Source organism: Streptomyces sp. 130, assembly GCF_007096885.1.
GTDB lineage: Bacteria > Actinomycetota > Actinomycetes > Streptomycetales > Streptomycetaceae > Streptomyces.
In genome coordinates, this window is record NZ_VJNO01000009.1 from 74,751 (window position 1) to 98,533 (window position 23,783).

22 protein-coding genes are annotated in these 23,783 nt (G+C 73.7%); 9 read left to right on the forward strand and 13 right to left on the reverse strand.

Translation table 11 applies throughout. The features are described from left to right. Positions 1-12: 12 nt before the first annotated feature. Entirely contained in the window at positions 13-669 is a 657-nt protein-coding gene (locus tag FKN01_RS10700; protein ID WP_143618947.1) for an MBL fold metallo-hydrolase, read from the forward strand. A 24-nt stretch (positions 670-693) separates the two neighbouring features. Here FKN01_RS10700 and FKN01_RS10705 read toward each other — a convergent pair whose 3' ends face one another. The 5 genes from FKN01_RS10705 to FKN01_RS10725 all read right to left on the reverse strand — a co-directional run bounded on the left by FKN01_RS10705 (position 694) and on the right by FKN01_RS10725 (position 7,829). Then, entirely contained in the window at positions 694-1,689 is a 996-nt protein-coding gene (locus tag FKN01_RS10705) for a TerC family protein (RefSeq protein WP_143618948.1), read from the reverse strand. A gap of 287 nt (positions 1,690-1,976) precedes the next feature. Beyond that, positions 1,977-3,905 carry a TerD family protein gene (locus FKN01_RS10710; protein WP_143618950.1) on the reverse strand — a complete coding sequence of 643 codons (1,929 nt, stop codon included), beginning with the start codon at positions 3,903-3,905 and terminating at the stop codon, positions 1,977-1,979. A gap of 121 nt (positions 3,906-4,026) precedes the next feature. Then, positions 4,027-4,605 (reverse strand): TerD family protein, encoded by a 579-nt coding sequence (locus FKN01_RS10715; protein ID WP_026171720.1) that lies wholly within the window; start codon positions 4,603-4,605, stop codon positions 4,027-4,029. Positions 4,606-4,742: 137 nt separating this feature from the next. Beyond that, on the reverse strand, positions 4,743-6,911 hold the full coding sequence (uvrB, locus tag FKN01_RS10720; protein ID WP_143618952.1) for an excinuclease ABC subunit UvrB: 2,169 nt from the start codon (positions 6,909-6,911) through the stop codon (positions 4,743-4,745). Positions 6,912-6,950: 39 nt separating this feature from the next. Then, positions 6,951-7,829 (reverse strand): MHYT domain-containing protein, encoded by an 879-nt coding sequence (locus FKN01_RS10725; protein ID WP_143618953.1) that lies wholly within the window; start codon positions 7,827-7,829, stop codon positions 6,951-6,953. 275 nt (positions 7,830-8,104) lie between these two features. On the opposite strand from FKN01_RS10725, the gene FKN01_RS10730 reads away from it, so the two are divergent. Continuing rightward, positions 8,105-8,998: a glycerophosphodiester phosphodiesterase gene (locus tag FKN01_RS10730; protein ID WP_398931907.1), complete on the forward strand. Its 894-nt coding sequence runs from the start codon at positions 8,105-8,107 to the stop codon at positions 8,996-8,998. Between the two features lie 46 nt (positions 8,999-9,044). Continuing rightward, positions 9,045-9,587, forward strand: a complete 543-nt coding sequence (locus FKN01_RS10735; RefSeq protein WP_143618957.1) for a methylated-DNA--[protein]-cysteine S-methyltransferase — start codon at positions 9,045-9,047, stop codon at positions 9,585-9,587. Positions 9,588-9,596: 9 nt separating this feature from the next. On the opposite strand, the gene FKN01_RS10740 is transcribed toward FKN01_RS10735, so the two are convergent. After that, the gene (locus FKN01_RS10740; RefSeq protein ID WP_143618959.1) at positions 9,597-10,418 is read right to left on the reverse strand and encodes a class I SAM-dependent methyltransferase; all 822 of its coding nucleotides are present in this window, start codon (positions 10,416-10,418) and stop codon (positions 9,597-9,599) included. A gap of 105 nt (positions 10,419-10,523) precedes the next feature. Here FKN01_RS10740 and FKN01_RS10745 point away from each other — a divergent pair, with 105 nt between their 5' ends. Together FKN01_RS10745 and FKN01_RS10750 are read left to right on the forward strand one after the other, a co-directional pair. After that, positions 10,524-11,465 (forward strand): pseudouridine-5'-phosphate glycosidase, encoded by a 942-nt coding sequence (locus FKN01_RS10745; RefSeq protein WP_143618961.1) that lies wholly within the window; start codon positions 10,524-10,526, stop codon positions 11,463-11,465. After that, positions 11,462-12,364, forward strand: a complete 903-nt coding sequence (locus tag FKN01_RS10750; protein ID WP_143618963.1) for a carbohydrate kinase family protein — start codon at positions 11,462-11,464, stop codon at positions 12,362-12,364. Before FKN01_RS10745 ends, FKN01_RS10750 begins: the two co-directional genes overlap by 4 nt. A gap of 21 nt (positions 12,365-12,385) precedes the next feature. Here the strand turns inward: FKN01_RS10750 and FKN01_RS10755 are convergent, their stop codons facing one another. Then, the gene (locus tag FKN01_RS10755) at positions 12,386-13,024 is read right to left on the reverse strand and encodes a uridine kinase (RefSeq protein ID WP_143618965.1); all 639 of its coding nucleotides are present in this window, start codon (positions 13,022-13,024) and stop codon (positions 12,386-12,388) included. Positions 13,025-13,108: 84 nt separating this feature from the next. On the opposite strand from FKN01_RS10755, the gene FKN01_RS10760 reads away from it, so the two are divergent. Next, a complete protein-coding gene (locus FKN01_RS10760) occupies positions 13,109-13,474 on the forward strand; it encodes a nuclear transport factor 2 family protein (RefSeq protein WP_143618967.1) in 366 nt (121 codons plus the stop codon). Between the two features lie 34 nt (positions 13,475-13,508). On the opposite strand, the gene FKN01_RS10765 is transcribed toward FKN01_RS10760, so the two are convergent. Together FKN01_RS10765 and FKN01_RS10770 are read right to left on the reverse strand one after the other, a co-directional pair. Next, positions 13,509-14,024 (reverse strand): cupin domain-containing protein, encoded by a 516-nt coding sequence (locus tag FKN01_RS10765; RefSeq protein WP_185992806.1) that lies wholly within the window; start codon positions 14,022-14,024, stop codon positions 13,509-13,511. Between the two features lie 102 nt (positions 14,025-14,126). Next, positions 14,127-14,792, reverse strand: coding sequence for a winged helix-turn-helix transcriptional regulator (locus FKN01_RS10770; protein WP_143618970.1), 666 nt, complete (start codon positions 14,790-14,792; stop codon positions 14,127-14,129). Positions 14,793-14,877: 85 nt separating this feature from the next. Here FKN01_RS10770 and FKN01_RS10775 point away from each other — a divergent pair, with 85 nt between their 5' ends. Continuing rightward, positions 14,878-16,089, forward strand: coding sequence for a pyridoxal phosphate-dependent aminotransferase (locus FKN01_RS10775; RefSeq protein WP_143618972.1), 1,212 nt, complete (start codon positions 14,878-14,880; stop codon positions 16,087-16,089). A gap of 366 nt (positions 16,090-16,455) precedes the next feature. Here FKN01_RS10775 and FKN01_RS10785 read toward each other — a convergent pair whose 3' ends face one another. Beyond that, positions 16,456-17,187: a hypothetical protein gene (locus tag FKN01_RS10785; protein ID WP_143618974.1), complete on the reverse strand. Its 732-nt coding sequence runs from the start codon at positions 17,185-17,187 to the stop codon at positions 16,456-16,458. Between the two features lie 204 nt (positions 17,188-17,391). Here FKN01_RS10785 and FKN01_RS10790 point away from each other — a divergent pair, with 204 nt between their 5' ends. Beyond that, complete coding sequence (locus tag FKN01_RS10790; RefSeq protein ID WP_143618976.1) at positions 17,392-17,919, forward strand: DUF3574 domain-containing protein; 528 nt, start codon at positions 17,392-17,394, stop codon at positions 17,917-17,919. A 33-nt stretch (positions 17,920-17,952) separates the two neighbouring features. Here FKN01_RS10790 and FKN01_RS10795 read toward each other — a convergent pair whose 3' ends face one another. After that, positions 17,953-18,498 (reverse strand): HXXEE domain-containing protein, encoded by a 546-nt coding sequence (locus FKN01_RS10795; RefSeq protein WP_260696846.1) that lies wholly within the window; start codon positions 18,496-18,498, stop codon positions 17,953-17,955. A gap of 88 nt (positions 18,499-18,586) precedes the next feature. On the opposite strand from FKN01_RS10795, the gene FKN01_RS10800 reads away from it, so the two are divergent. Continuing rightward, positions 18,587-19,174, forward strand: coding sequence for a TetR/AcrR family transcriptional regulator (locus FKN01_RS10800; protein WP_143618978.1), 588 nt, complete (start codon positions 18,587-18,589; stop codon positions 19,172-19,174). 7 nt (positions 19,175-19,181) lie between these two features. Here the strand turns inward: FKN01_RS10800 and FKN01_RS10805 are convergent, their stop codons facing one another. After that, positions 19,182-20,525 carry an SWIM zinc finger family protein gene (locus FKN01_RS10805; protein WP_143618980.1) on the reverse strand — a complete coding sequence of 448 codons (1,344 nt, stop codon included), beginning with the start codon at positions 20,523-20,525 and terminating at the stop codon, positions 19,182-19,184. After that, complete coding sequence (locus FKN01_RS10810; RefSeq protein ID WP_398931842.1) at positions 20,522-23,437, reverse strand: DEAD/DEAH box helicase; 2,916 nt, start codon at positions 23,435-23,437, stop codon at positions 20,522-20,524. The genes FKN01_RS10805 and FKN01_RS10810 overlap by 4 nt, the downstream gene beginning before the upstream one ends. Positions 23,438-23,783 lie beyond the last annotated feature (346 nt).

A 23,783-nucleotide genomic window follows, 5' to 3' on the forward strand; every position in this document is an offset into this window, starting at 1 on the left:
AGGCTGAGGAGCATGACGTACAGCGGAGCGGTCAGGGTCGGCGGGCCCGCCGATGTGCACGAGCTGACGGACCTGATGATCTCGAAGGTCGCCGTCGGGCCGATGGACAACAACGCCTATCTGCTGCGCTGCCGGGCCACCGGCGAGCAGTTGCTGATCGACGCGGCCGACGAGGCCGGGACGCTGCTGCGGCTGATCGGTGACGACTCGATCCTCTCCGTCGTCACCACCCACCGGCACCGCGACCACTGGCAGGCGCTGGCCGAGGTCGTCGCGGCCACGGGGGCGCGCACCTACGCGGGCCGGTTCGACGCCGAGGGCATCGAGGTGCCCACGGAGGTCCTGGTCGAGGACGGCGACACCATCCGGGTCGGCGAGGTGGCGCTCACCGCCCGCCATCTGACCGGTCACACCCCGGGCTCGATCACGCTCCTGTACGACGACCCGCACGGGGCCCCGCATCTGTTCACCGGGGACTGCCTCTTCCCCGGCGGCGTCGGCAACACGCGCAAGGACCCCGAGGCGTTCGCGAGCCTGCTGCACGACGTGGAGACCAAGCTCTTCGCGCCGCTGCCGGACGAGACCTGGGTCTACCCGGGCCACGGGCGCGACACCACGCTGGGGGACGAACGGCCCCACCTGCCCGAGTGGCGCGCCCGGGGCTGGTGAGGCGGGGCCGTCCTCGTCGTCCCCTTACCCCCGCGACTGGACGCTGTCGCCGGTCTCCGCCTCGCGCGCCTCGGCCTCGGCCTTCTTCTTGTTGGCCATGAGGCTGGTGATCGTGGTGATGATCAGCACCCCGCAGATCACGCCGAGCGAGACCGGGATGGAGATCTCGGGGACGTGCACCCCGGACTCGTGCAGGGCGTGCAGCACGAGCTTGACGCCGATGAAGCCGAGGATCACCGACAGCCCGTAGCTGAGGTGGACCAGCTTCTCCAGCAGCCCGCCGATCAGGAAGTACAGCTGGCGCAGACCCATCAGGGCGAACGCGTTGGCGGTGAAGACGATGTACGGGTCCTGGGTGAGGCCGAAGATCGCGGGGATGGAGTCCAGCGCGAACAGCACGTCGGTGGTGCCGATGGCGAGCATGACGACCATCAGCGGGGTCATGACGCGCTTGCCGTTGTTGCGGATGAAGAGCTTGGTGCCGTGGTACCGGTCGGAGACGCCGAAGCGGCGCTCGATGCTCTTCAGGAGGCGGTTCTCCTCGAACTCCTCGTCCTCCTCGTCGGCCCGCGCCTCCTGGATCAGCTTCCAGGCGGTGTAGATCAGGAACGCGCCGAAGATGTAGAAGATCCACGAGAAGTTGGCGATGACCGCGGCGCCGGCGGCGATGAAGACCGCCCGCAGCACCAGCGCGATCAGCACGCCGATCAGCAGCACCCGCTGCTGGAGGTGGGAGGGCACCGAGAACTTCGCCATGATCAGCACGAAGACGAAGAGGTTGTCGACGCTGAGCGACTTCTCGGTGATGTAGCCGGCGAAGAACTCGCCCGACGCCTGGGTCTCGCCGAAGACGAGCAGCCCGAGACCGAAGAGGGCGGCCAGCGCGATCCAGACGATCGTCCAGATCCCGGCTTCCTTGGTCGACACGTCATGGGGCTTGCGCCCGATGAAGAAGTCGACGGCGATGAGGGCGCACAGACCAAAGATGGTCAGCGCCCAGAGGGTCCATGAAACGTCCACTGCGCCTCCGGCAGTTCGCTACGGGCTACTGATCAGCGTCGTCGCTGCCGGAGGTCTCTTCCACCCGGGCGCGCGGGCTGCGCGCCGGGCCGGCGCCCCGGGACCGGTCACAGTCCGTACTGACGGGAACGCCGCGTATGGGAGTACTCCCCTCCGCTCCATGAACGGTACAGGAAATACCAAGGAAAGGTAAAGAGAAGTCTAAATAATCTCCAAAACCGCAAGTCAGCTGTGTTTTGCCAGGGGTTTACGAGTCTGCACCGAGCCGTACGGGGGCGAGCGGCGGCTCAGCGGGACCCGGTGCGGCGGGCGTGGGCCACCCTCTCCAGCACCTGGTCCAGGACCGTGCTCCCCGGCGGAGTCCTGGGCGGCTCGTACGTCCACGCGTGACCGACCCAGGGGTCGGCCAGATGGTCGTCGGCGACCGGGGTCACCCGCAGCAGCGAGCGCCACAGCGGGTCCAGGACCGGGCCGTACTCGGACGCCTCCTCCCGGTCCGCGACCATCATCAGGTGGACGCCCACCGAGGGTCCCTCGTCGGCGAGGTAGCGCAGCTGGGTCACCGCCCGGTCGTCGAAGCCGTGCGGGAAGTCGTTGACGATCAGCAGCTGCTCGGCCGGGTCCAGGTCCGGCGGCAGCGAGTCGGCGGCACCGGCCCGGATCGCCATCTGCACCAGGTCCACCCGCCGGGTGAGGTGGGCGAGGACCGAGGAGACGCCCTGGGCCCCGGCGGCGGGCGGCGAGGGCAGCACCCCGGAGCGGACCAGCGGGGCGAGCGCTTCGGCGGCCGACCCGGCCGGGTCGATGACGTGGACGGTGAACTCGTTCGGCGGGTAGACCGCGAGCAGCCGGGCCGCGTGCAGCACGGCGGTCTCCATCGCCAGCCTGCGCAGCTGGTCCGGGCCGGTCAGCGCGGCGGCCTCGGAGGCCGTGCGCCCGCTGTCGATCCACATGCCCCGCTCCAGCGGCAGCCGGACGAGGAGCGGGATGCGCAGATCGGCGCGCTCCGGGAGGTGGAGGTCGCCGATGCGCAGCGCCATGGGGATCTCCATCGGCACCCGGTAGCCGTGCCAGACGGGGTTGTCCCAGCCCGCGTAGGGGGCCGGCAGCGCGGGCTCCACGACGGCGGACTCGGCGTCGAGCTGGGCGAGGTCGCGGTCCAGGGACTCACGGGCCCGGGCGGTCAGCTCGTCCCGCTTGGCGCGGGCCTCCTCGCGGGCCCGGTCGCCCGCTCCCCCGATGCGGCTGCGCGGGTCGGACAGGGTGCGCTCCAGCTCCTGGTCCATCCGGGACTCGGCGAAGTCGACGGCGCTGCGGTAGGCGGCGACGGCCCGGGCCAGGTCCTCGAACATGCCCCACACCTGGTTGTACAGGCGCTCGTCCATGGACCAGCCGGTCGCGTCCCCGGCGACGGGCTGGGCGGGCTGACCCGGTTGCGCGGGCGGCGCGGCCGGGGGCGGCGGCGGGGGCGCGGTGGGCAGGCGGCGCGGGTGCGCGTAGTCGATCGGGCCGGCCGGGGCGGCCGGCTCCGCCAGGGGCTCGGGCTGCGGGGGCGCGGGCGGCGGGACGGGCGGCTGCCCGTCGCCGGGGGCGGGGGCCGGGGTGGGCGCGTGCCTGACCCGGTCGCCCTCCGGGGTGCGGGGCGGCGGGGACACCGAGCGGGCCAGGCCCCGGGCGACCGCCTCCTGGATCGTCCCGGCCAGCTCGGCGGCCCGGTCCAGGCCCTGGTCGGCGAGCATGGCCGCGAGGCCGCCCGCGTACCCCTGGCCGACCGCGCGGACCTTCCAGGCGCCTTGGCGGCGGTACAGCTCGAGGGCGGCGACCGCGGACTCGCTGTCGAGGCCGGTCAGCGTGAAGGTGGCGATCTCGGTGCCGTCGAGGGCGGTCACCGCGACGAAGGGCGAGGCGACGGCGCCGAAGCGGGTCGGCCCGCCGGCGCCGAGCGGGAGGGCCAGCAGCACCGTGACCCGGTGGACCCCGGCGGGCAGGGCGTCGAGGTCGACGGCGAGGCGGTGGCCGGCGGCGGCCTGCCGGGACACTTCGAGGCCGTGCAGCTGCGGCGATCCGGGGTGGGCGACCCACTCGGCGCCGGCCACTGTGCCGTGCTCGTCGCCGAGCGTGGCGCCGGCCACGACGGGCGTCCCGGCCGATATCCGGATCTCCAGACGGGTCTGGGGCAAGGTGTGGTTCTGCCCCCGGACCAGCTCGGCCGTCATTGCCCTGTCCCCTCGACGTGTTACCGCTGGTGTTGGTGAAGTACGCGGGCAGCTCCCGGTGGCCGATGCCGCCGGGAGCTGCCCGTACCGTGCTGCGGACCTCGCGGTCCGGTGTGCCGTCCTACAGGTGCGGCAGGATCGCCGGCATGAGGTCCTGGAAGGTGCGGCCGTTGGCCGGGGTGCCGATGGCGGTCATCTTCCAGGCGTTGCCCGCCCGGTGCACCTTCGCCATGATCTGCGCGGTGTACTGCCCGCCGCCGTCCAGCGTGTAGCGGGCGAGCTCCTGGCCGTTGGTCTCGTCCACGATGCGGCAGAAGGCGTTCTGCACCTCCTGGAACGTCTGGCCGGTGAAGGAGTTCACCGTGAAGACGATCTGGTCGATGTGGACCGGCACCCGCTGGAGGTCCACGAGGATCGCCTCGTCGTCGCCGCCGGAACCGGCACCGCCCACGAGGTTGTCCCCGGTGTGCCGCACCGAGCCGTCGTCGCTGGTGAGGTGCCGGAAGAACACGACGTCCACCGGCTGCTTGTCGGCGAACAGGACGGCCGAGGCGTCCAGGTCGATCTCCCGGGTGCGCGAGCCGAACAGGCCGCGGCGCGGTGCCGCCTGCCAGCCGAGCCCCATCCGTACCGCGGTCAGGGTCCCCCCGTCGCTCTTCTGCAGGCTGATGGCCTGACCCTTGGTCATGTTGACCGTCACGCGCTGTCCCCTCTCCGCATTCCCCGCAACCGTCCTTGTGCGGTTTCCCAGCACCCTACGCAGTGGTGTCATCCGCGCGGAGGGCCTGGGCCGTTTTGTGTCGGTCCTGCAACATGCGGCCCGGACCGCCCGGCCGGTCAGGCCAGACCGGCCTCGCGCATCTGGCGCAGCTCCTTCTTCAGCTCGCCCACCTCGTCGCGCAGCCGGGCGGCGACCTCGAACTGGAGATCGGCCGCGGCGGCGCGCATCCGGTCCGTCATCTCCTCGATGATCCCGGCCAGTTCGGTCGCCGGCCGGTCGGTGACCGCCGGCGCCTCCCGGCCCGCCTTGCCCGCCTTGCCGGCCTTCGCGGACTTCCCGGCCGTCGCCGCCTTGCCGTCGCCCGGCACGGCGTGCTTGCCGAGGGCGGGCACGGGCGCCTTGCCCTCCTTGCCCTGGCGGTAGCCGGTGCCGAGCAGCTGCTCGGTGTCGATCTCCTCGCGGGCGATGGTGGCGACGATGTCGTTGATCTTCTTGCGCAGCGGCTGCGGGTCGATGCCGCGCTCGGTGTTGTAGGCGATCTGCTTCTCGCGGCGGCGGTTGGTCTCGTCGATGGCCTGCGCCATGGCCGGGGTGACCTTGTCCGCGTACATGTGGACCTGGCCCGAGACGTTGCGCGCCGCGCGGCCGATGGTCTGGATCAGCGAGGTGCCCGAGCGCAGGAAGCCCTGCTTGTCGGCGTCGAGGATGGCCACGAGCGACACCTCGGGCAGGTCCAGGCCCTCGCGCAGGAGGTTGATCCCGACCAGGACGTCGTACTCGCCGGAGCGCAGCTCGCGCAGCAGCTCGATGCGGCGCAGCGTGTCGACGTCGCTGTGGAGGTAGCGGACCTGGATGCCGAGCTCCAGGAAGTAGTCGGTCAGGTCCTCGGCCATCTTCTTGGTGAGCGTGGTGACCAGGACCCGTTCGTCGCGCTCGGCGCGCGCCCGGATCTCGTGCACCAGGTCGTCGATCTGGCCCTCGGTGGGCTTGACGACGACCTCGGGGTCGACCAGGCCGGTCGGGCGGATGATCTGCTCCACGAATCCGTCGCCGCGGGACATCTCGTAGTTGCCCGGGGTGGCGGAGAGGTAGACCGTCTGGTTGATCCGCTGGAGGAACTCCTCCCACTTCAGCGGGCGGTTGTCCAGGGCGGACGGCAGCCGGAAGCCGTGGTCGACCAGGGTCCGCTTGCGGGAGGCGTCGCCCTCGTACATGGCGCCGATCTGCGGGACCGTGACGTGCGACTCGTCCAGCACCAGGAGGAAGTCCTCCGGGAAGTAGTCGAGGAGGGTGTTGGGGGCGGTGCCGGGGGAACGGCCGTCGAAGTGCATCGAGTAGTTCTCGACGCCGGAGCAGGTGCCGATCTGGCGGAGCATCTCGATGTCGTAGGTCGTACGCATGCGCAGCCGCTGGGCCTCCAGCATCTTGCCCTGCTTCTCCAGCTCGGCCAGGCGCTCCTCCAGCTCCCGCTCGATGCCGCTGACGGCCTTCTCCATGCGCTCGGGCCCCGCCACGTAGTGGCTGGCGGGAAAGACGTGGAGGGACTGGTCCTCGCTGATGACCTCGCCGGTCAGCGGATGCAGCGTGGACAGGGCCTCGATCTCGTCGCCGAACATCTCGATGCGGACGGCGAGCTCCTCGTAGACCGGGAAGATCTCGATGGTGTCGCCGCGCACCCGGAAGGTGCCCCGGGTGAAGGCCAGGTCGTTGCGCGTGTACTGGATCTCCACGAAGCGGCGCAGCAGCGCGTCGCGGTCGATCTCCTGGCCCACCTTGAGCTGGACCATGCGGTCGACGTACTCCTGCGGCGTACCGAGGCCGTAGATGCAGGAGACGGAGGCGACCACGACGACGTCGCGCCGGGTGAGCAGCGAGTTGGTCGCGGAGTGGCGCAGCCGCTCGACCTCTTCGTTGATCGAGGAGTCCTTCTCGATGTAGGTGTCCGACTGCGGGACGTACGCCTCGGGCTGGTAGTAGTCGTAGTACGAGACGAAGTACTCGACGGCGTTGTTCGGGAGGAGCTCGCGGAACTCGTTGGCCAGCTGGGCGGCGAGCGTCTTGTTCGGCGCCATGACCAGGGTGGGGCGCTGGAGCTTCTCGATCATCCACGCGGTGGTCGCGGATTTGCCGGTGCCGGTCGCGCCGAGGAGCACGACGTCCTTCTCACCCGCGCGGACGCGCTTCTCCAGCTCGGCGATGGCCGTGGGCTGGTCGCCGCTGGGCTGATAGGGGCTGACGACCTCGAAAGGCGCCACCGTACGTTCGATCTTCGAGACTGGCCGCATGCAACCACCGTACGACCCGCCACTGACAACGGGGCCGGTTCACCAGTCCGCGGACTCCACGGCGTCGCGCGGGCGGGAGTGGAAGGAGGCCGGGTCGGCGTACGTGCCGAAGCGCGGGACCTGGCTCCGTGGCGGGACGCCGGGCACCCGCGCGGCGCGCGGGTCGTCCCAGTCGGGCGTGCCCATGACCACCAGCGGATCGAACATGACCACGACGGCGGCCAGCAGCAGGAAGCAGACGGGGCCGAGCAGCATGGGCACGAGCAGCGATCCAGGGCTGTCGCCGGGGGCGTGGGCCGCGGTCGCGGCGGACGGGTGCAGATGGACCCGGAGCGCGGCCATGCCGGTGTAGTGCATGCCGCTCACGGCGACGCCCATCACGACGCTCGCGCCGAGGCTGGGCAGGAAGCCGTGGATGGAGACGGCGGCCCAGAGCGCGGCGGTCGAGGCGACGACGGCGACGACCACGGAGAGGGCCACGGTGACCGTGTCGTACTCGAACCGCCCATCAAGCCTCATCCCGGCCATGCCGAGGTAATGCATGGAGGCCACACCGAGTCCGGTGATCGTGCCTCCCGTCACCAGGGCCATGCGGGTGGCGCCCCGGTACCCGACCAGGAAGATCCCGATGCCGACCATGACGACCGCGACGGCGAGGCTGGCGAAGGTGATCGGTTTGTCGTAGCCGATCGGCACCTCTTCGACGGAGAAGCCCGTCATCGCGATGAAGTGCATGGTCCAGATGCCCGAACCTATGGAGGTCGCCCCGAGAGCCAGCCAGCCGGCCCTGAAGGAACGCTCGGTACGCAGTGACCGTGTGGTGCAGCGCAGGCCCAGCGCCGCGCCGAGGCACGCCATGAGGAACGCCGCCACAGGGGTCACCGCCCCGTAGCTGAAGCCGTCGATCGTGCCCTGCATCCTTGTACGCCCTTCGCAGCAGCAAGCCCGGGTCAGGACGATCCCAGGGCCCGTCGTCCGGGCGCAAGGCCCGGCGGTCACAACTGAAGTGCCGCATCTTATCGACCTGGCCGACAGCGCGTGACGCGGTCCCCGAGGGGCGTTCACACGGTGGCCATCCTTCGCCTGTCCCCCGTTCGGGGGCGGCTGGGACGCTCGTGCCGGCCGCAACCCTGACGCAAGGAGTCCACGTGTCCCCTGGCACCGCTACCGCCTCCGTCGCCGCCGCCGCCGTCATGGGCGCCGGCACGTTGCTGATGTCGAATCCGGGCACCCCGGTCACGGACGCCCCGCCGGCCCGGCACCCGGTCCGGCAGATCGCCCCGGTCCGCACGGCCGCCGACGCGGCGGCGGACCACCCGCGCGTCTACGCGCACCGGGGCGCCTCCGCGTACGCCCCCGAGAACACGCTCACGGCCGTGGACAAGGCCGACGCCCTGGGCTTCACCTGGGTGGAGAACGACGTCCAGCTCACCAGGGACGGGGTGGTGGTCGTGATCCACGACACGGACCTCAGACGGACGACGAACGCCGAGGAGGTGTTCCCGGACCGCGCGCCCTGGGCGGTCAAGGACTTCACGGCCGCCGAGATCTCCCGGCTGGACGCGGGCGGCTGGTTCGGGCCCGCTTACGCCGGGAGCCGGGTGCCGACCCTGCGCCAGTATCTGAAGCGGCTCGGCCACAACGGCCAGAACCTCCTGCTGGAGATCAAGAGCCCGGAGAGCTACCCGGGGATCGAGCGGGCGACCCTGCGGGTGCTGGACGAGGAGGGCTGGCTGGACCGGAGCCACGTCCAGGGCCGCCTGGTGATCCAGAGCTTCGGTGCCGACAGCGTGCGGACGGTGCACTCCCTGCGCCCGGACGTGGTCACCGGCTTCCTCGGCGCCCCGGCCGTCTCCGAGCTGCCCGCGTACGCCGCGTTCGCCGACCAGATCAACCCCTCGTACGCCGGCCTGACGGGCGGCTATGTGAAGGCGGCGCACGCCCTGAAGGGCCCGCACGGCAAGACGCTCCAGGTCAACCCCTGGACGGTGAACGACGCGGCGGCGGCGCGCCGGGTCCAGGACATGGGGGTGGACGGGATCATCACGAACACCCCCGACGTGGTGCGCGCGGCCACGCGGGGCTGAGGCGGTTCCGGGTCCCGTTGTCAGTGGGCGGCCGTACGGTGGCGGCATGGACAGCAACGGGGTCGTCGAGTGGGTCGTGGTCGAGAGCGGCATCGGTCCGCTGCTCCTGGCCGCGACGGAGACCGGACTGGTCTGCGTGGTCTTCCACGCCCGCCCGGAGATACGGGACGAGGTGCTGGACCGGCTGCGCGGCCGGCTCGGCGCGGAGCCGGTGGAGGCCCCCGGCTCCGCCCGGCTGGCCGAGCCGATACGCCAGCTCGCGGCGTACTTCGCGGGGACGCTGCGGGAGTTCTCGCTCGACCTGGACTGGTCGCTGACCGCCGGCTTCAACCGCCAGGTGCTGCGGGAGCTGGCCCGGGGCGTGCCGTACGGGACGGTCGCCGGTTACGGAGAGCTGGCCGGGCGGGTGGGGCAGCCGGGCGCGGCCCAGGCGGTCGGCGCGGCGATGGGCTCCAATCCCCTGCCTGTCGTGGTGCCGTGCCACCGGGTGGTGGAGAGCGACGGCGGGATCGGCGGCTTCGGCGGCGGCCTGGAGACGAAGCGGCGGCTGCTGGCGCTGGAAGGGGTGCTGCCGGAGCCGCTGTTCTGAGCGGTGCCGTCAGGCGGGGTCCGGGTCCGCGTCCGGCCGGTGCGCGACCAGCACCGGCTGGAAGAAGCCCGTGTCCGCCGGGTCGTGCCAGACGGGCTCCGTCAGGCCGGCCCCTCGGGCGAATCCGGTGAGCTGGTCCCGCGTGAGCGCCCAGTACGTCGTGCGGCGCGTGCGCACGTCCCAGCCGTCGCCGCCCCCTGCCGCGGGGTGCAGCTGGAAGTGCTCCAGGTCGTAGCGCTCGCCGTCCGGTCGCCAGTGCCACAGCTGGAAGGTGACGATCCGGCCGCCCGGCTCCTCCCTGACCTGCGGCGGCGTGGACGCGGGCCGCTCGCCGCGCAGCCGGTCGTACGGCCGGGTGGAGACCAGCAGTACGCCGCCGGGGCGCAGCACCCTGTGCATCTCGCCGAGCGCCGCCTCCACCGCTTTCGGGGTGAGCAGGTGCGGCAGCGAGTTGTCGGCGCACACGACGACGTCGAAGGAGCGGTCGGCGAACGGCAGCCGGGTCATGTCGGCGGCCGTCGTGCGCAGGTGCAGGCCGCGCGCGGCCGCCTCCTTCGCGGCGCGGGCCGCCGCGGCGGGGCTCAGGTCGCTTCCGGTGACCCGGTGCCCGAGCGCGGCGAGGCCGAGGGCCTGGGTGCCGATGCCGCAGGCGCAGTCCAGCACGTCGTACGCGGCGCCCGCGCCGAGCGCCGTGCCGATCAGGCCGGACAGCGCGGCGGCCTGGCGCTCGATGCTCGCCTGCCAGTCGGCGTACATGAGGTCGTAGTCGGAGGCCAGGCCGTCGTAGAAGTCACGTACGGAGGAGGCGGGCCGGCCGGTCGCGGAAGGCATGGGCCGACCTTAGGCCCCGGCGCGCCGCCGCTGACGGGAAGTTTCGCGCCACCGGCCGGGGCCGCTCACGTTTGAGTCCCGCCCACCCGCGACAGGGATGTGGACATGTCACTCAACGCGCCCCTCCACGCCACCCCGTACGCGCCGGTCCTCTCCGCCGAGGTGCGGGCCGCCCTCGCCGCGCACCGGCCGGTCGTCGCCCTGGAGTCGACGATCATCGCCCACGGCCTCCCTCGCCCCCGCAATCTGCGGGTCGCCGGGGAGCTGGAGGGGCTCGTCCGGTCCGCGGGGGCCGTGCCCGCGACCGTGGCGGTGCTGGACGGGCGGGCCAGGATCGGTCTGGACAAGGCGGAGCTGGAGCGGGTGGCCGAGGACCCGGGGATGCGCAAGCTGGGGCACCGCGACCTCGCCCCGGCGCTGGCGGCCGGGGCGAGCGGGGCGACGACCGTGTCGGCCACCGCCTTCCTGGCGGCCCGGGCCGGGCTGCGGGTCTTCGCGACCGGCGGTCTCGGCGGGGTGCACCGGGGCTGGACGCAGACGCAGGACGAGTCGGCGGACCTGCGGCTGCTGGCGCGGACGGGGATCACCGTGGTCTGCGCGGGCGTGAAGTCGATCCTGGACGTCCCGGCCACGCTGCAACGGCTGGAGACGCTCGGTGTCGGGGTGCTCGGCTACGGCACGGGGACGTTCCCCGGGTTCTACCTCAGCAGTTCCGGCGAGCCGGTCGACTGGACGGTGACCTCGCCCGAGGAGGTCGCCGAGGTGATGCGCGCCCAGGACGCGCTGGGCGGCCCCGAGGCCGCGCTGATCGTGGCCAACCCCGTACCGGAGGAGGCGCAGCTGGACCCCGGTCTGCACGACCGGGTGCTGGCCGAGGCGCTGGAGGCGTGCCGGGAGCGGGGGGTCACGGGGCAGGCGGTCACGCCGTTCCTGCTGGACCATCTGGTGCGGCGCACCGGGGGCGCCTCGCTGGAGGCGAACCTCGCGGCGGTCCGGGGCAATGTGGCACTCGCCGCCCGGATCGCCACCGCCTGGGCGGCGCGGTGAGCGGCGGCCTCCTCGTCGTCGGGGACGTGGTCACCGATGTGGTGGCCCGGCACGGATCGGCGCTGGCCCACGGCACGGACACGGCGGCCGTGATCCGGACCCGGGCGGGCGGCGCGGGGGCCAACGTCGCCTGCTGGGCGGCGCGCGCGGGCTGCCGGGACGTGCGGCTGCTGGCCCGGGTGGGCGCCGACTCGGCGGACTGGCACCGCGGGCTGCTGCGGCGGGCGGGGGTGCGCGGGCTGCTCGCGGTGGACCCGGAGGCGCCGACCGCGACCGTCGTCGCCCTGGTGGACGCCGCCGCCGAGCGCACCTTCCTCACCGACAGCGGCGCGGTGCTGCGGCTCTCCCCCGATGACTGGTCGCCCGCGCTGCTCGACGGGGTCGCCCATCTCCACCTGTCGGGCTATCTGCTGTTCGCCGCGACGAGCCGGGCGACGGCCCTGCTCGCCCTGCGGGAGGCCGTGCGGCGGAACGTTCCGGTGAGCGTGGACCCCGCGTCGGCCGGCTTCCTGGCGCAGCTCGGTGTCGACCGGTTCCTCGCCCTGACCGAGCGGGCGGACCTGCTGCTGCCCAACGCGGACGAGGCCCGGCTGCTCACCGGGCTGCCGGACCCCGCGGACGCGGCGGCCAAGCTGAGCATGCCCGCCCGCCGGGTCGTGGTGACGCTCGGCGAGGGCGGGGCGCTGCTCGCCACCGGGGGCGCGGTGACCGGCCGGGTCCCGGCGGAGCCGGTCGGGCGGGCCGTGGACTCGACCGGCGCGGGCGACGCGTTCACCGGCGGCTTCCTCGCGGCCCGGCTGGCGGGCGCGGACGACGGGGCCGCGGCGGCGGCCGGGTGCCGGGCGGGGGCGGAGGCCGTCGCGACGGTGGGCGGGCGTCCGCCGTTGCCGGGTGAGTAGCGGGACTCGAACCCGCACGTCTCACCGCAGTCCCGTCCACGCCGGGTGCGCCGGGTCGTCCGCGCGCACCACCGCGTCCGCGCCGTCGGCGGGCGCCACCTCGTCCTCGTACCGCTCGAAGGCGGGCAGGGTCCACAGTTCGTCCTGCGGCGTGCGCCTGCGCAGCGCACCCGCCGAGAGGCGCAGGTGGACGGCGAGGTCGAACGGGAACCAGTGCCCGAGCAGCAGCGGGCCGTGCAGGAGCAGCACCCCGCCCTCCGGCAGCCGGTGGTACGGGCTGCGGGTGGCCCGGTCCGTCGCCGGGTCCCACAGGTCGGGCAGCACCCGCCCGCTGCCGCCCGGTTCCAGGGGGCCGAACACCTCGCGCCACAGGGCGCCGGTGTCGAACCAGCTGCCGAAGTACGAGTCCGGGTCCCGTTTCCCGTACTCGTAGCGCAGGCTCGCCGGCCGCAGGAATCCGGCGGTGGACACGGGGAGCACGGCGCGGCCCCGCAGCCGCAGCGCCTCGGCGGCCGACTCGGCCAGGTCGCCGGGGCGGGCGGCCGGGGCGCCGTCGACGGCGATCTTCAGCCAGGGTCCGCCGTCGGCCGGTTCCAGCGCGTCGGCGTGCGCGGCGAGCGCGTCCGTCAGCCGTTCCCAGGTGATCGCTTCGAATCGCACCCGTCCATCATCGCGCGTCCCGCCCGGTGGCCGGATGCCGGAATCCCGCCGCCGGAAACCGCCTCGGCGGTTAACGTCGTGGCCATGGATCTCGCATTCGCCCGTGAGTTCGCGGCGCGCTGGCAGGACGACTGGAACTCCCGCGACCTGGAGCGCATCCTGACGCACTATCACGAGGACGTGACCTTCAGTTCCCCGATGATCGCGCGGTTCACCGGCGACCCGTCCGGGACCGTGCGCGGAAAGGACGCCCTGCGGGCGTACTGGAAGCGCGGGCTCGAACTCATCCCGGACCTGGAGTTCGAGGTGATGGACGTCCGGGCGGGCGTCGACACGCTCGTGATCGACTACCGCAACCAGATCGGCGGCCGGGTGTACGAGGTGCTGACCCTCCGCGACGGGCTGGTGGTCGCCGGGCTCGGCGCGTACGGGGAGACGCTCGCCCGCTGACGGCGGGCCGCCGGGCGAGCGCCGCCGCGAGGGGTCACCTCCCCGGCCGGCACTCCACCGGATCGGCGTCGTCGGAGAGCGGGCTGCCCTCGGGCAGCAGATAGGTCACCCAGAGCACGACGGGCTCGCTGCCGAGGTTGCGTCCGATGTGGCGGTGGTTCCGCCCGGCCGGCTCGACGAAGGTCGTGCCGGCCGGCGTCTCCTCGACCGTGCAGTCGTCCAGGGTGCGGGTGAGCGTGCCGGACTTGACGACGACGATCAGCTGGCCCCGGTGGGTGTGCCAGCCGGTGGAGCCGCCCGGCGCGATGGTGGCGGTGGTGAAGGTGACGTCCGCCCGGCCCTCGGGGGCTTCCACCCTGAGCGGGCCGGGCGAGGTGCCCTCGGCGACCACGGTGGCGGTCACCCCGCTGCCGGGCGTTGCACCGGCCGCCGTCGGTACGAAGGCGAGCGCGGCCACGCCCGCCGCGGTGACGAGCGCCCGGCCCGGCCGCCCCTGCCGTCCCCGCCGTCCCTGCTGCCCCGTCAGGCTCCGCTGTCCGTCGGTCCCCACGCGCCTCTCCCGCCTTCTGGTGTCACGGCCGTCGCAAATGTCCCGACGTTACCCGGAACGGGGCCGCGGGAATCACACCACCGGCATCCGGCCCAACCGCCGTCAGCGACCGCGCAGCTCCTCGGCCAGCGCGCCGTCCCCGGACACCTCGATCCGGCCGTCCCCGACCGCCTCGGCGAACGTCGGTTCGCCGCGCCCCAGCGCCAGGCACAGCTCCGCGTCGAGGACGATGCGCGCGTCGGCGTCGGCGGCGGGCCCGTCCCCGTACACCGGCTCGCCGGCGGCCACCTCGCCCGTACGGATGTGGAACTCGCCCTCGTCCAGCCGTACATCGAGCACGCCCGTGGCCGCCCCCTTCAGGGCGCTCAGCAGGGGGAGCGCGAACCAGTGCGCCCGGACCGCGTCCGTGGGCCGCCGCTCGGCCAGCGCGGGGGCGCCCCACTCGGCGAGCGCGGCGAGGACCGGCAGCAGGCCGTGCCCGCGTGCGGTGAGCGCGTACACCGTGGCGGCGGCCGGCGGCGGGAGCCTGCGGCGGGTGACGAGGCCGCCCTGCTCCATGTCCTTGAGCCGGGAGGCCAGCACGTCCGTGCTGACGCCCGGCAGGTCGGCGTGGAGATCGGTGTACCGGCGGGGACCGGCCAGCAGTTCACGGACGATCAGCAGCGTCCACCGGTCGCCGACGGCGTCCAGCGCCCGGGCACCGGCGCAGAACTGGTCGTAACTCCGGCGGCGGGCCGGGCGGGTCGCTGGCTGTGGCTGACGTGGCATGCGACGCAGTCTAGACATGTTGTTGGACTTTCCAAGCCCGGGCTTGGTAAAACCAAGTATCGCAATCGGGTCGGGGAGGCACCGCATGGAATTCCGCCAGTCCAGCAAGCTCAACGAGGTCTGTTACGAGATCCGGGGCCCCGTCATCGAGCACGCCAACGCCCTGGAGGAGGCGGGCCACAGCGTGCTCCGGCTCAACACGGGCAACCCGGCCCTCTTCGGCTTCGAGGCGCCGGAGGAGATCGTCCAGGACATGATCCGGATGCTCCCGCAGGCGCACGGCTACACCGACTCGCGCGGCGTCCTGTCCGCCCGGCGCGCGGTGGTCCAGCGCTACCAGGCGATGGGCCTGACCGAGGTCGGCGTGGACGACGTCTTCCTCGGCAACGGCGTCTCCGAGCTCATCTCGATGGCCGTCCAGGGGCTCCTGGAGGACGGCGACGAGGTGCTGATCCCGTCCCCGGACTACCCGCTGTGGACCGCGGTCACGACGCTGGCCGGCGGGAAGGCCGTGCACTACACCTGCGACGAGGCGTCGGACTGGAATCCGGACGTCGCCGACATGGCCTCGAAGATCACCGACCGCACCCGGGCCGTGGTGATCATCAACCCCAACAACCCGACCGGTGCCGTCTATCCGCGCGAGGTCCTTCTGGACATCCTCGACCTGGCGCGCCGGCACGGCCTGATGGTGTTCGCCGACGAGATCTACGACCAGATCCTCTACGACGACGCGGAGCACCACAGCGTGGCGGTGCTCGCCCCGGACCTCGTCTGCCTCACCTTCAGCGGGCTCTCGAAGACGTACCGGGTGGCCGGGTTCCGCTCCGGCTGGATGGTGGTGTCGGGCCCGAAGCAGCACGCCCGCAGCTATCTGGAGGGGCTGACGATGCTCGCCTCGATGCGGCTGTGCCCCAACGCGCCCGCCCAGTACGCCATCCAGGCCGCGCTCGGCGGCCGGCAGTCGATCAAGGACCTGGTGGTGCCCGGCGGCAGGCTGTACGAGCAGCGCGACCGCGCCTGGCGGAAGCTGAACGAGATCCCGGGCGTGTCCTGCGTGAAGCCGAAGGGCGCGCTGTACGCCTTCCCGCGCATCGACCCGAAGGTGCACCCGATCGCGGACGACGAGAAGTTCGTCCTGGACCTGCTGCTGCGCGAGAAGATCCAGGTGGTCCAGGGCACCGGCTTCAACTACCCGCGCCCCGACCACTTCCGCATCCTCACCCTGCCGCACGCGGACGACCTGGACGCCGCGATCAGCCGGATCGGGCGGTTCCTGGCGGGGTACCGGCAGTGAGGGCCGGGGGGCCGCCGGAATGAGGAGCGGGCCCGGGGGCGTAGCCGGCCCCCGAGCCCTGTGATTGCCGCCCGCGTGACACGCCGGCACGTTTAAGGGCCCGCATCAGTTTCATGTCGTCGCGTCCTGCCTTTAGACGACCGCGGACCGAAGCTCCACGGGCCGGAGTCGAACCGGCATCTCGACGCCCACGGGCACGGGCCCGTTTGATCCGGCGATGGGCGGCGCATGCTGAGCCTGGAGCGAGAGTCTGAGATTGATCACGGTCTCCACCGGAGCCGCTTCGTCACGACAAACTTCAGTTTCAGCTTTGCGCTCCTCGCGCACCCCGACGGCTTCGACCGCCGCCGGGGAATCCATGGTCGGTCACCCGAAGAGGTAACCGAAGACGGCGTCACCCACCCTCTGGTCCGTGACCTCCACGCCGTTGGCCTCCTCGCGGGCGAACTTGACGGCCTGCTGCAGCTTCTCGACCCGGTCGAGCAGTTCGTTGACCCGGCGCGCGGGCAGCGCCCCGGAGAACTTCACGGTCGTCCAGTAACCGATCGGCACGTCCTCGTAGTACACCTCGACCTGCGCCGGGTGCTTGTCGGTGGCCTCCGCCTTCACATGGTTGCGGGGCACCTTCTTGGTACGCAGGGTGCGCACCGGCTCGGTCTTCCAGGCGTCGGTGGACGGGTCCTGGGTCCACGCCTCGGCGGTGTCGAGCACCGGCAGCTTGCGGACGAAGGTGTTGAGGTCGGTGAGCTGCTTCTCCAGGAAGAGCAGGTAGGACACCGGTACGTCACTCACCAGGACCCGGCCGTCGACCGTCACGTCGGCGCGGGCCGCGCAGTTCGCCCAGTCCTTCGTGGCGGTCACGTCGAACAGGCGGGTGAGCGTCCTGGCGGTTTCCCGCAGCACGTCCTCGGCCTTGACCTGGACCGGCGTCGACTCGGGCGGCAGCTGCTCGCCCTCCTCGTCCTTCGGCTGGTAGGTCCGGGAGATCCCGGCGAGGAGTCCGGCCTTCTGGAGGCCGTGGTGCGCCGCCGTCAGGTCCTGGTGTGCCTTGGACTTGACACCCTTCTCCACTGCGATGATCTGATTGAGTTTCGCCACGCCGTGGAAACTAGCAGCGCCAACCACGCCTGGGCCAAAGGTTTTCGGCGGGGCCGCCGCCCTCCCGTGCGCCGGTGCACGCCCGCCCGATCGAGTGGTTTCCCGGTGACTCCCGGCTTCCGCCGCCCTCCGCCGGGGCCCGCTTGCGACAGTGAGGCCCGCGCTTCCGCGCCTTCCCCGTACTCCGGAACGAAGGGCTCCGCCATGCCTCTCCTGTCCCGCACGGCCGTCGCGAGCGACCCGGCCGGCTCCCCCGGCGGCCGGCGCCGGCCACGGCGGACCGCGCTGGTCTCCGCCGCGGCGGGGCTCGCCGTCCTGGCGGTGGGCACGCCCGTCGCGTACGCCACGCTCGGCTCGGGTGCCTCGCCGGAGCCCCGCCCGGCCGTGGGGGCCGTCCGGGGGCAGGACTACATCGAGACCCGGCTGCTCTTCGGCACCGAACGGCCCGACGGCGGGCCGGAGGTGACCGACCGGCAGTTCCTCGCGTTCATCGACGAGGAGGTCACCCCGCGCTTCCCGAACGGGCTGACCGTTCAGGACGGCCGGGGTCAGTGGCGGGACTCCCGCGGGGTCATCGAGCGCGAGCGCAGTTACGAGCTGACGCTGCTCTACCCCGCCTCCGAGGCGCGGCTGCGGGGGCGCCAGATCGAGCGCATCCGCGACGCCTACGAGAAGGAGTACGCCCAGGACGCGGTGGCCCGGCTGGAGGAGCGGCTGACGGCCGACTTCTGAGCCCGGCCCCGTCCCCGCGCCGGGCCGGCCGTCTCATGCGCCGGCGCCACGGGGCCGGGCCAGCACCCGGGCCGCCGCGTGCGCGCCCGCCACGGCGGCCGGGAGGAGCGCCAGTCCGGCCGCCGCCTCGCGGGCGCCGCCGGCCGGGATGCCCGCCGCCCGCAGCCGGCGCAGCGCCCAGAGCGAGTACGGGATGACGACGGTCGGCGAGGTGGCCACGCCCGGGGTGTAGCCGCCGTACGCCGCCGACTGCGCGAGGTGCACCACCCCGTGGAGCCCGAACCCGGCCAGGACGGTACGGAAGAAGGGGCTGCGCCCGCCCGTGCGTGCCCCGTCGGCGGCGGCCACCGCGACGAGCACGCCCATCAGGCCGATGGCCGTGTTCACCTCGCGCTGCGAGAGGTCCGCCCGGTCCCACACCCGGTCGGGCACCCGGGGCAGCCGCTTTCTGAGCCCCGGCCGCGCGGTCCGGAGCCAGCCCGCCATGGTGGCGGTCTCCTCCAGGTCATTGGCCGCCCAGGCGGCCAGCAGCCCCCAGGTCACCGCCCGGGAAACCCCGGACGACCTGTCGTGCTTCATGAGTGCCCCTCCGCGTGCCGTGTGCCGGTGGTCGGCCACAGCCTATAATGCAACGCAACGTTGCGTTGCATTTCTGTCTGGAGCCGCCATGTCCGCCCCTCCCCAGCCGCCCCGCCCCGGAAAGGGCCCCCGCGCCGCCGAGGCGATCTTCGACGCCACACTGCGGCTCCTCGCCGAGCGCGGGTACGCGGGGCTCACCGTCGAGGCCGTCGCCCAGGAGGCCGGGGTCAACAAGACGACGATCTACCGCTGGTGGCCGTCGAAGGCGGCGCTGCTGCGGGCGGCGCTGCTGCGGGCCCGGGTACTGGACATCGACATCCCCGACACCGGTTCGCTGCGCGGGGACCTGATCGCCCTCACCGAACACGTGTCCGCACTGGTCACCGGCGTGCGGACCCGGGCGGTCGTGCGGGCCCTGGCCTCGGGGTCGGGGCTGGCCGGCGACGAGCTCGCCGCGCTGGCCCGGGACTTCTTCGCGGACCGGTTCGCGCGCGAGCAGCCGGTGTTCGCCCGGGCCGCCGCACGCGGGGAGCTGCTGCCGGGGGCCGACCCGAAGCTGCTGCTCGACCTGATCGCCGGGGCCGTGTGGGTGCGGGCGGCGCTCCGGAACGAGGCCGTCCCACCCGGGTTCGCCGCCGCCGTGGTCGACGCGGTACTGCCCGCCGGGCGGACCTGAGGCCGCCTCAGCCGCCGGTCAGCTCCAGGAGTGCGCCGACCGGGTCGTGGTCCGGGGCGGCGCGCGGCCACCACTCGTCCTGGCCCGGGTCCGACTCGTAGCCGTACCAGCGGCCGTCGCGGCCGAAGCGGAGCTGGAGGGCGCCGCCGGGGTGCGTGAGGTGGTTGTGCCAGGGCTGGAAGCGGGGGAACCCGGCCGCGGCGAGGGCCGGGCGGGCGCGGTCGAACGGACCGGCCGGGGGGTCCCACGGGGTCTCCAGGACCGCGAGGCCCTCGGCCCCGCCCTGCCGCCAGGCGGCCACGGCGCGGGCCAGGTCCGTGGTGTTGCGGCCGGTGGCGGAGGCCAGCTCGCGGTAGAGGGCGCGGGTGGTCGCGGTGAGCCCGGCGGTGGGTCCGGCGGCGGCCAGACGGACGGCGTCCTGCCAGGTGGTGAGCCCGGCGAGCGGGTCGTGGCCGGTGGTCAGCAGGGCGTGCGCGCGGGCCGCCGCGTCGGTGGCGAGCTGGTCCAGGGCGAGCGGGTCGCGGGCGCCGGGCAGGACGGGGTAGGCGGGCGGGCGGCCCGGGTGCGGGGCCACGGGGAAGGGCGCGGGCAGCGGGGGCAGGAAGCGGCCGGCCACCGCCTGCGCGGCGGGGACGGACGGGGTGTCCGGGGCGGGGGGCCGCTCCCGGGCGGAGTGCGCGGCGTTGCGCCGGGCCAGCTCCTCCAGGAGTTCGCGCTCGCCCCGGCCGCGCAGCAGGAGCAGGACGAACGGGTCGGTGTCCAGCAGCAGGGCCATCTGGTAGCTGAGGGCCGCGACGTGCTTGCAGGGCCTGCCGCGGTCGGGGCAGGTGCAGGCGGGGTCGAGGTCGCCCGGGGCAGGGAGCAGGGTCATCCCGGCCTCGGTCGCCGTGTCGGCCAGGGAGTGCGGCATCTCCTTGGCGAGGAGCGCGGCGAGGTGGCCGGGGCGGGCGGCGACCGCGTCGAGCAGGGTGTCCCAGTCGGGGTCGGTGAAGGCGCGCAGCCGCAGCTCCGCCCGGTAGGGGCGGGGGCGGCTGCCGTGGACGTAGGCGACGACGTGCCCCGGTGTCACGGTGATCGCGGCGACGTGGCCGCCGTCCGCGTAGTCCCGGCCCCGGGCGAGCCGCGGGCCGTCCATCGACAGGGACTCCAGGGCCGCCACCCAGGCCCGGCCCCACCAGCTCTCCGCGAACGGCTCGCCCTCCCCGGACGTGCGCGCCGGGACGGCCTCGAAGGTGCGCCGCAGGTCGTCGGGGCCGGGGCGGGAGCGGGCACCGGGGCGGGCGTCCCGGCGGGCGGCGAGCGGTCCGGTGGTGGGGCGGGCGGCGCCGGGGCGGCGGGGGGCGGGGCTCATGACGGCCTCCGGAGGGAGACGAGGTCGGCCAGGTCGCGGTCGCTCAGCTCGGTGAGCGCGCTCTCGCCGCTGCCGAGGACGGCGTCGGCCAGCGCCCGCTTGGCGAGCAGCATCTCGCCGATCCGGTCCTCCACCGTGCCCTCGGCGATCAGCCGGTGCACCTGGACCGGCTGGGTCTGGCCGATGCGGTAGGCCCGGTCCGTGGCCTGCTCCTCGACCGCCGGGTTCCACCAGCGGTCGTAGTGGATGACATGGGCGGCCCGGGTGAGGTTGAGGCCGGTGCCCGCCGCCTTGAGGGAGAGCAGGAAGACCGGGACCTCGCCGGACTGGAAGCGGTCCACCATCCGCTCCCGCTCGGCCACCGGGGTGCCCCCGTGCAGGAGCTGGGAGGGGATCGCGCGGGCGGTCAGATGGGCGGACAGCAGCCGGGCCATCGTCACGTACTGGGTGAAGACCAGCACGGAGCCGTCCTCGGCGAGGATCGTGTCGAGCAGTTCGTCCAGGAGGGCGAGCTTCCCGGAGCGTCCGGTGAGCCGGGCGGCGTCCTCCTTCAGATACTGCGCGGGGTGGTTGCAGATCTGCTTGAGCGAGGCCAGCAGCTTCATGATCAGTCCGCGCCGTGCGATGCCCTCGGACGCCTCGATGTACGCCATGGTCTCGCGGACCGTGGCCTCGTACAGCGTGGCCTGCTCGCGGGTGAGGAAGACGGGGTGGTCGGTCTCCGTCTTGGGCGGCAGCTCGGGCGCGATCCCGGGGTCGGACTTCTTGCGGCGCAGCAGGAACGGGCGGACCAGCCGGGACAGCCGCTCGACCGCCTCGTCGTTGCCGAGGCCCGCCGCCGTGCCGGTGTTCTCCACGATCCGGGCGTGGCGGGCCCGGAAAGCCTTGAGCGGGCCGAGCAGTCCCGGCGTGGTCCAGTCGAGCAGCGCCCACAGCTCGGAGAGGTTGTTCTCGACGGGGGTGCCGGTGAGGGCGACGCGCGCCGGGGAGGGGATGGTGCGCAGGGCCTTCGCGGTGGAGGAGTGGGGGTTCTTGACGTGCTGCGCCTCGTCGGCGACGACCAGGCCCCAGCGGTGGGCGGCCAGCTCGGTGGCGCTGGAGCGCATCGTGCCGTAGGTGGTGAGGACGAAGCCCCGGCCGGCCCCGGCGAGGGTGCGGCCGGTGCCGTGGAACCGGCGCACGGGGACGCCGGGGGCGAAGCGGTTGATCTCGCGGTGCCAGTTGCCCAGCAGGGAGGCGGGGCAGATGACGAGCGTGGGCGCGGGGTGGGCGCGGTGGAGGTGGAGCGCGATCAGGGTGATCGTCTTGCCGAGGCCCATGTCGTCGGCGAGGCAGCCGCCGAGGCCGAGGGAGGTCATCCGGTCCAGCCAGGCCAGGCCGCGCAGCTGGTAGTCCCGGAGCGTGGCGTGCAGTCCGGGCGGCGGGGCGAGCGCGGTGTCGTCGGCGAGGAGGCGGTCGCGCAGCTCCGCGAGCGCGCCGGCGGGCACCGCGTCGACCTGCTCGCCGTCCACCTCGGCGCTGCCGCTCAGGGCGACGGCCAGGGCGTCCACCGGGTCGAGCAGGCCCAGCTCCCGCTTGCGGGCCTTGCGGACGAGCGCCGGGTCCACGACGACCCACTGGTCGCGCAGCCGCACCACGGGGCGGTGGGCCTCGGCGAGCACGTCCATCTCCGCCTCGGTGAGTTGCTGGTCGCCGAGCGAGAGCTGCCAGTCGAACGCGAAGAGCTGTTCCGCGTCGAAGAACGCGGTGCCGTCCGTGGCCGTCCCGGGCGCGGGCCTGACCACGGCCGAGGCGGTGAGGGTGCGGGCCAGCTCCCTGGGCCAGTGGACGCTCACTCCGGCGGCGGCGAGCCGGCTCCCGGCGTCGCCCAGGAGTTCGTACAGCTCGTCCTCGCCGAGGGCCAGCACATCGGGGACGGGCTGGTCCAGGAGCCGTTCGAGCGGGGCCCAGACGCGGGCGGCGCGGCGCAGGGCGAGCGCGGTGTCGACCCGGGTCCGGGGCCCGAAGGGCTCGCCCGCCTCACCGGCCCACAGGGCGGCGGCGTCGACCACGTAGGTGGGGTCGGCGAGGCTGTGCACCTGGGTGACCGCGGCGGCGGCGCGCCGGGCGGTCCCGTCGGCCGCCGCGCCGGGACCGGCCGTGCCGGCCGTGTCGGTCGTGCCGGTCGTGCCGGTCGTGTCGAAGAGCTCGTACGCGGAGAGGTCCAGGCGGAGCGAGACCCGGACCCCGGCGTCCAGGCCCGAGGCGACCTCGACGGCCCATTCCCTGGCGCCGGGCAGGTGCTGGGGCTCGGCCGCCGCGAAGGGGGCGCCCATGGCGAACGCGGCGGCGGGCGTCCGGGGCAGGGTGTCGGCGACGGCGTCGAGGAAGGCGCCGATCAGCGCCTCGGGGTCGGGCAGCCGGGGCGGGGTGTGGCCGGGCAGCGGGACGGCGTGCCCCTCCCAGGGCAGGGCGGCGGCCACCGCGCGCAGGTGGGCGACGTCCCCGGCGGCGCGCGGGCCGGCCCGCCAGGCGTCGTGGTCGTCGGCGGTCAGCCCGGGAAGCACCCGGCCGCCGGCCACCAGGTGCAGCGCGTGGAGGGCGGCGGCGCCCCAGGCGCGGGTCGCCGGGTGGGCGGAGGGCAGGTGGCGGGCGCGGGCGAGCAGGGGCAGGGCGTCGGCGACGGTGAGCAGGAGCGCGGGCACGGCCTGCAGGCGGACCTCACCCCCGGTGCCGGACGGCCGGACGACCGTGATCTCCTCGCTCCGGGCGCCGTCGGTCCGGGGGAGCGGGGCGTCGAGCGGGTCCCAGAAGGCGACGCGTCCTCGGCGCGGGGGCGTACCGGGCAGGAAGACGGCGGCGCAGCGCGGCAGACGGCTGTCGTCCGCGTCCCGCGGCGGCGGTGCGGTGCTCACCGGTTCCTCCCCTCGCATGCTTCGTCGCTGGTCAGCACGGATGCTCCGTACCGGTCCCACTGCTCCGCGAGTCTAGGCGGGGGGTCTGACAACGGGCCCCGGCGAGGCCCGGACGCCGCCGTTCCCGCAGCTCGTACGCGTCCGGCGGCAGCCGGAGAACGATGCGCGCGAACCGGTCGGTGGCAGGCCCCGGCGAGGCCCGGACGCCGCCGTTCCCGCAGCTCGTACGCGTCCGGCGGCAGCCGGAGAACGACGCGCGCGAACCGGTCAGTGGCAGGCTTCGGCGAGGCCCGGACGCCGCCGTTCCCGCAGCTCGTACGGATCGGGCGGCAGCCGGAGAACGACGCGCGCGAACCGGTCGGTG

Excerpts from the sequence above, each read along its gene's own strand:
- FKN01_RS10805 (WP_143618980.1), bottom strand. The coding sequence starts at position 20,525 with ATGAGCCCCGCCCCCCGCCGCCCCGGCGCCGCCCGCCCCACCACCGGA.
- FKN01_RS10740 (WP_143618959.1), bottom strand. The coding sequence starts at position 10,418 with ATGCCTTCCGCGACCGGCCGGCCCGCCTCCTCCGTACGTGACTTCTAC.
- FKN01_RS10790 (WP_143618976.1), top strand. The coding sequence starts at position 17,392 with ATGCCTCTCCTGTCCCGCACGGCCGTCGCGAGCGACCCGGCCGGCTCC.
- FKN01_RS10745 (WP_143618961.1), top strand. The coding sequence starts at position 10,524 with ATGTCACTCAACGCGCCCCTCCACGCCACCCCGTACGCGCCGGTCCTC.
- FKN01_RS10735 (WP_143618957.1), top strand. The coding sequence starts at position 9,045 with ATGGACAGCAACGGGGTCGTCGAGTGGGTCGTGGTCGAGAGCGGCATC.
- FKN01_RS10770 (WP_143618970.1), bottom strand. The coding sequence starts at position 14,792 with ATGCCACGTCAGCCACAGCCAGCGACCCGCCCGGCCCGCCGCCGGAGT.
- FKN01_RS10700 (WP_143618947.1), top strand. The coding sequence starts at position 13 with ATGACGTACAGCGGAGCGGTCAGGGTCGGCGGGCCCGCCGATGTGCAC.
- uvrB (WP_143618952.1), bottom strand. The coding sequence starts at position 6,911 with ATGCGGCCAGTCTCGAAGATCGAACGTACGGTGGCGCCTTTCGAGGTC.
- FKN01_RS10810 (WP_398931842.1), bottom strand. The coding sequence starts at position 23,437 with ATGCGAGGGGAGGAACCGGTGAGCACCGCACCGCCGCCGCGGGACGCG.
- FKN01_RS10795 (WP_260696846.1), bottom strand. The coding sequence starts at position 18,498 with ATGAAGCACGACAGGTCGTCCGGGGTTTCCCGGGCGGTGACCTGGGGG.
- FKN01_RS10725 (WP_143618953.1), bottom strand. The coding sequence starts at position 7,829 with ATGCAGGGCACGATCGACGGCTTCAGCTACGGGGCGGTGACCCCTGTG.
- FKN01_RS10710 (WP_143618950.1), bottom strand. The coding sequence starts at position 3,905 with ATGACGGCCGAGCTGGTCCGGGGGCAGAACCACACCTTGCCCCAGACC.
- FKN01_RS10760 (WP_143618967.1), top strand. The coding sequence starts at position 13,109 with ATGGATCTCGCATTCGCCCGTGAGTTCGCGGCGCGCTGGCAGGACGAC.
- FKN01_RS10800 (WP_143618978.1), top strand. The coding sequence starts at position 18,587 with ATGTCCGCCCCTCCCCAGCCGCCCCGCCCCGGAAAGGGCCCCCGCGCC.
- FKN01_RS10775 (WP_143618972.1), top strand. The coding sequence starts at position 14,878 with ATGGAATTCCGCCAGTCCAGCAAGCTCAACGAGGTCTGTTACGAGATC.
- FKN01_RS10730 (WP_398931907.1), top strand. The coding sequence starts at position 8,105 with ATGGGCGCCGGCACGTTGCTGATGTCGAATCCGGGCACCCCGGTCACG.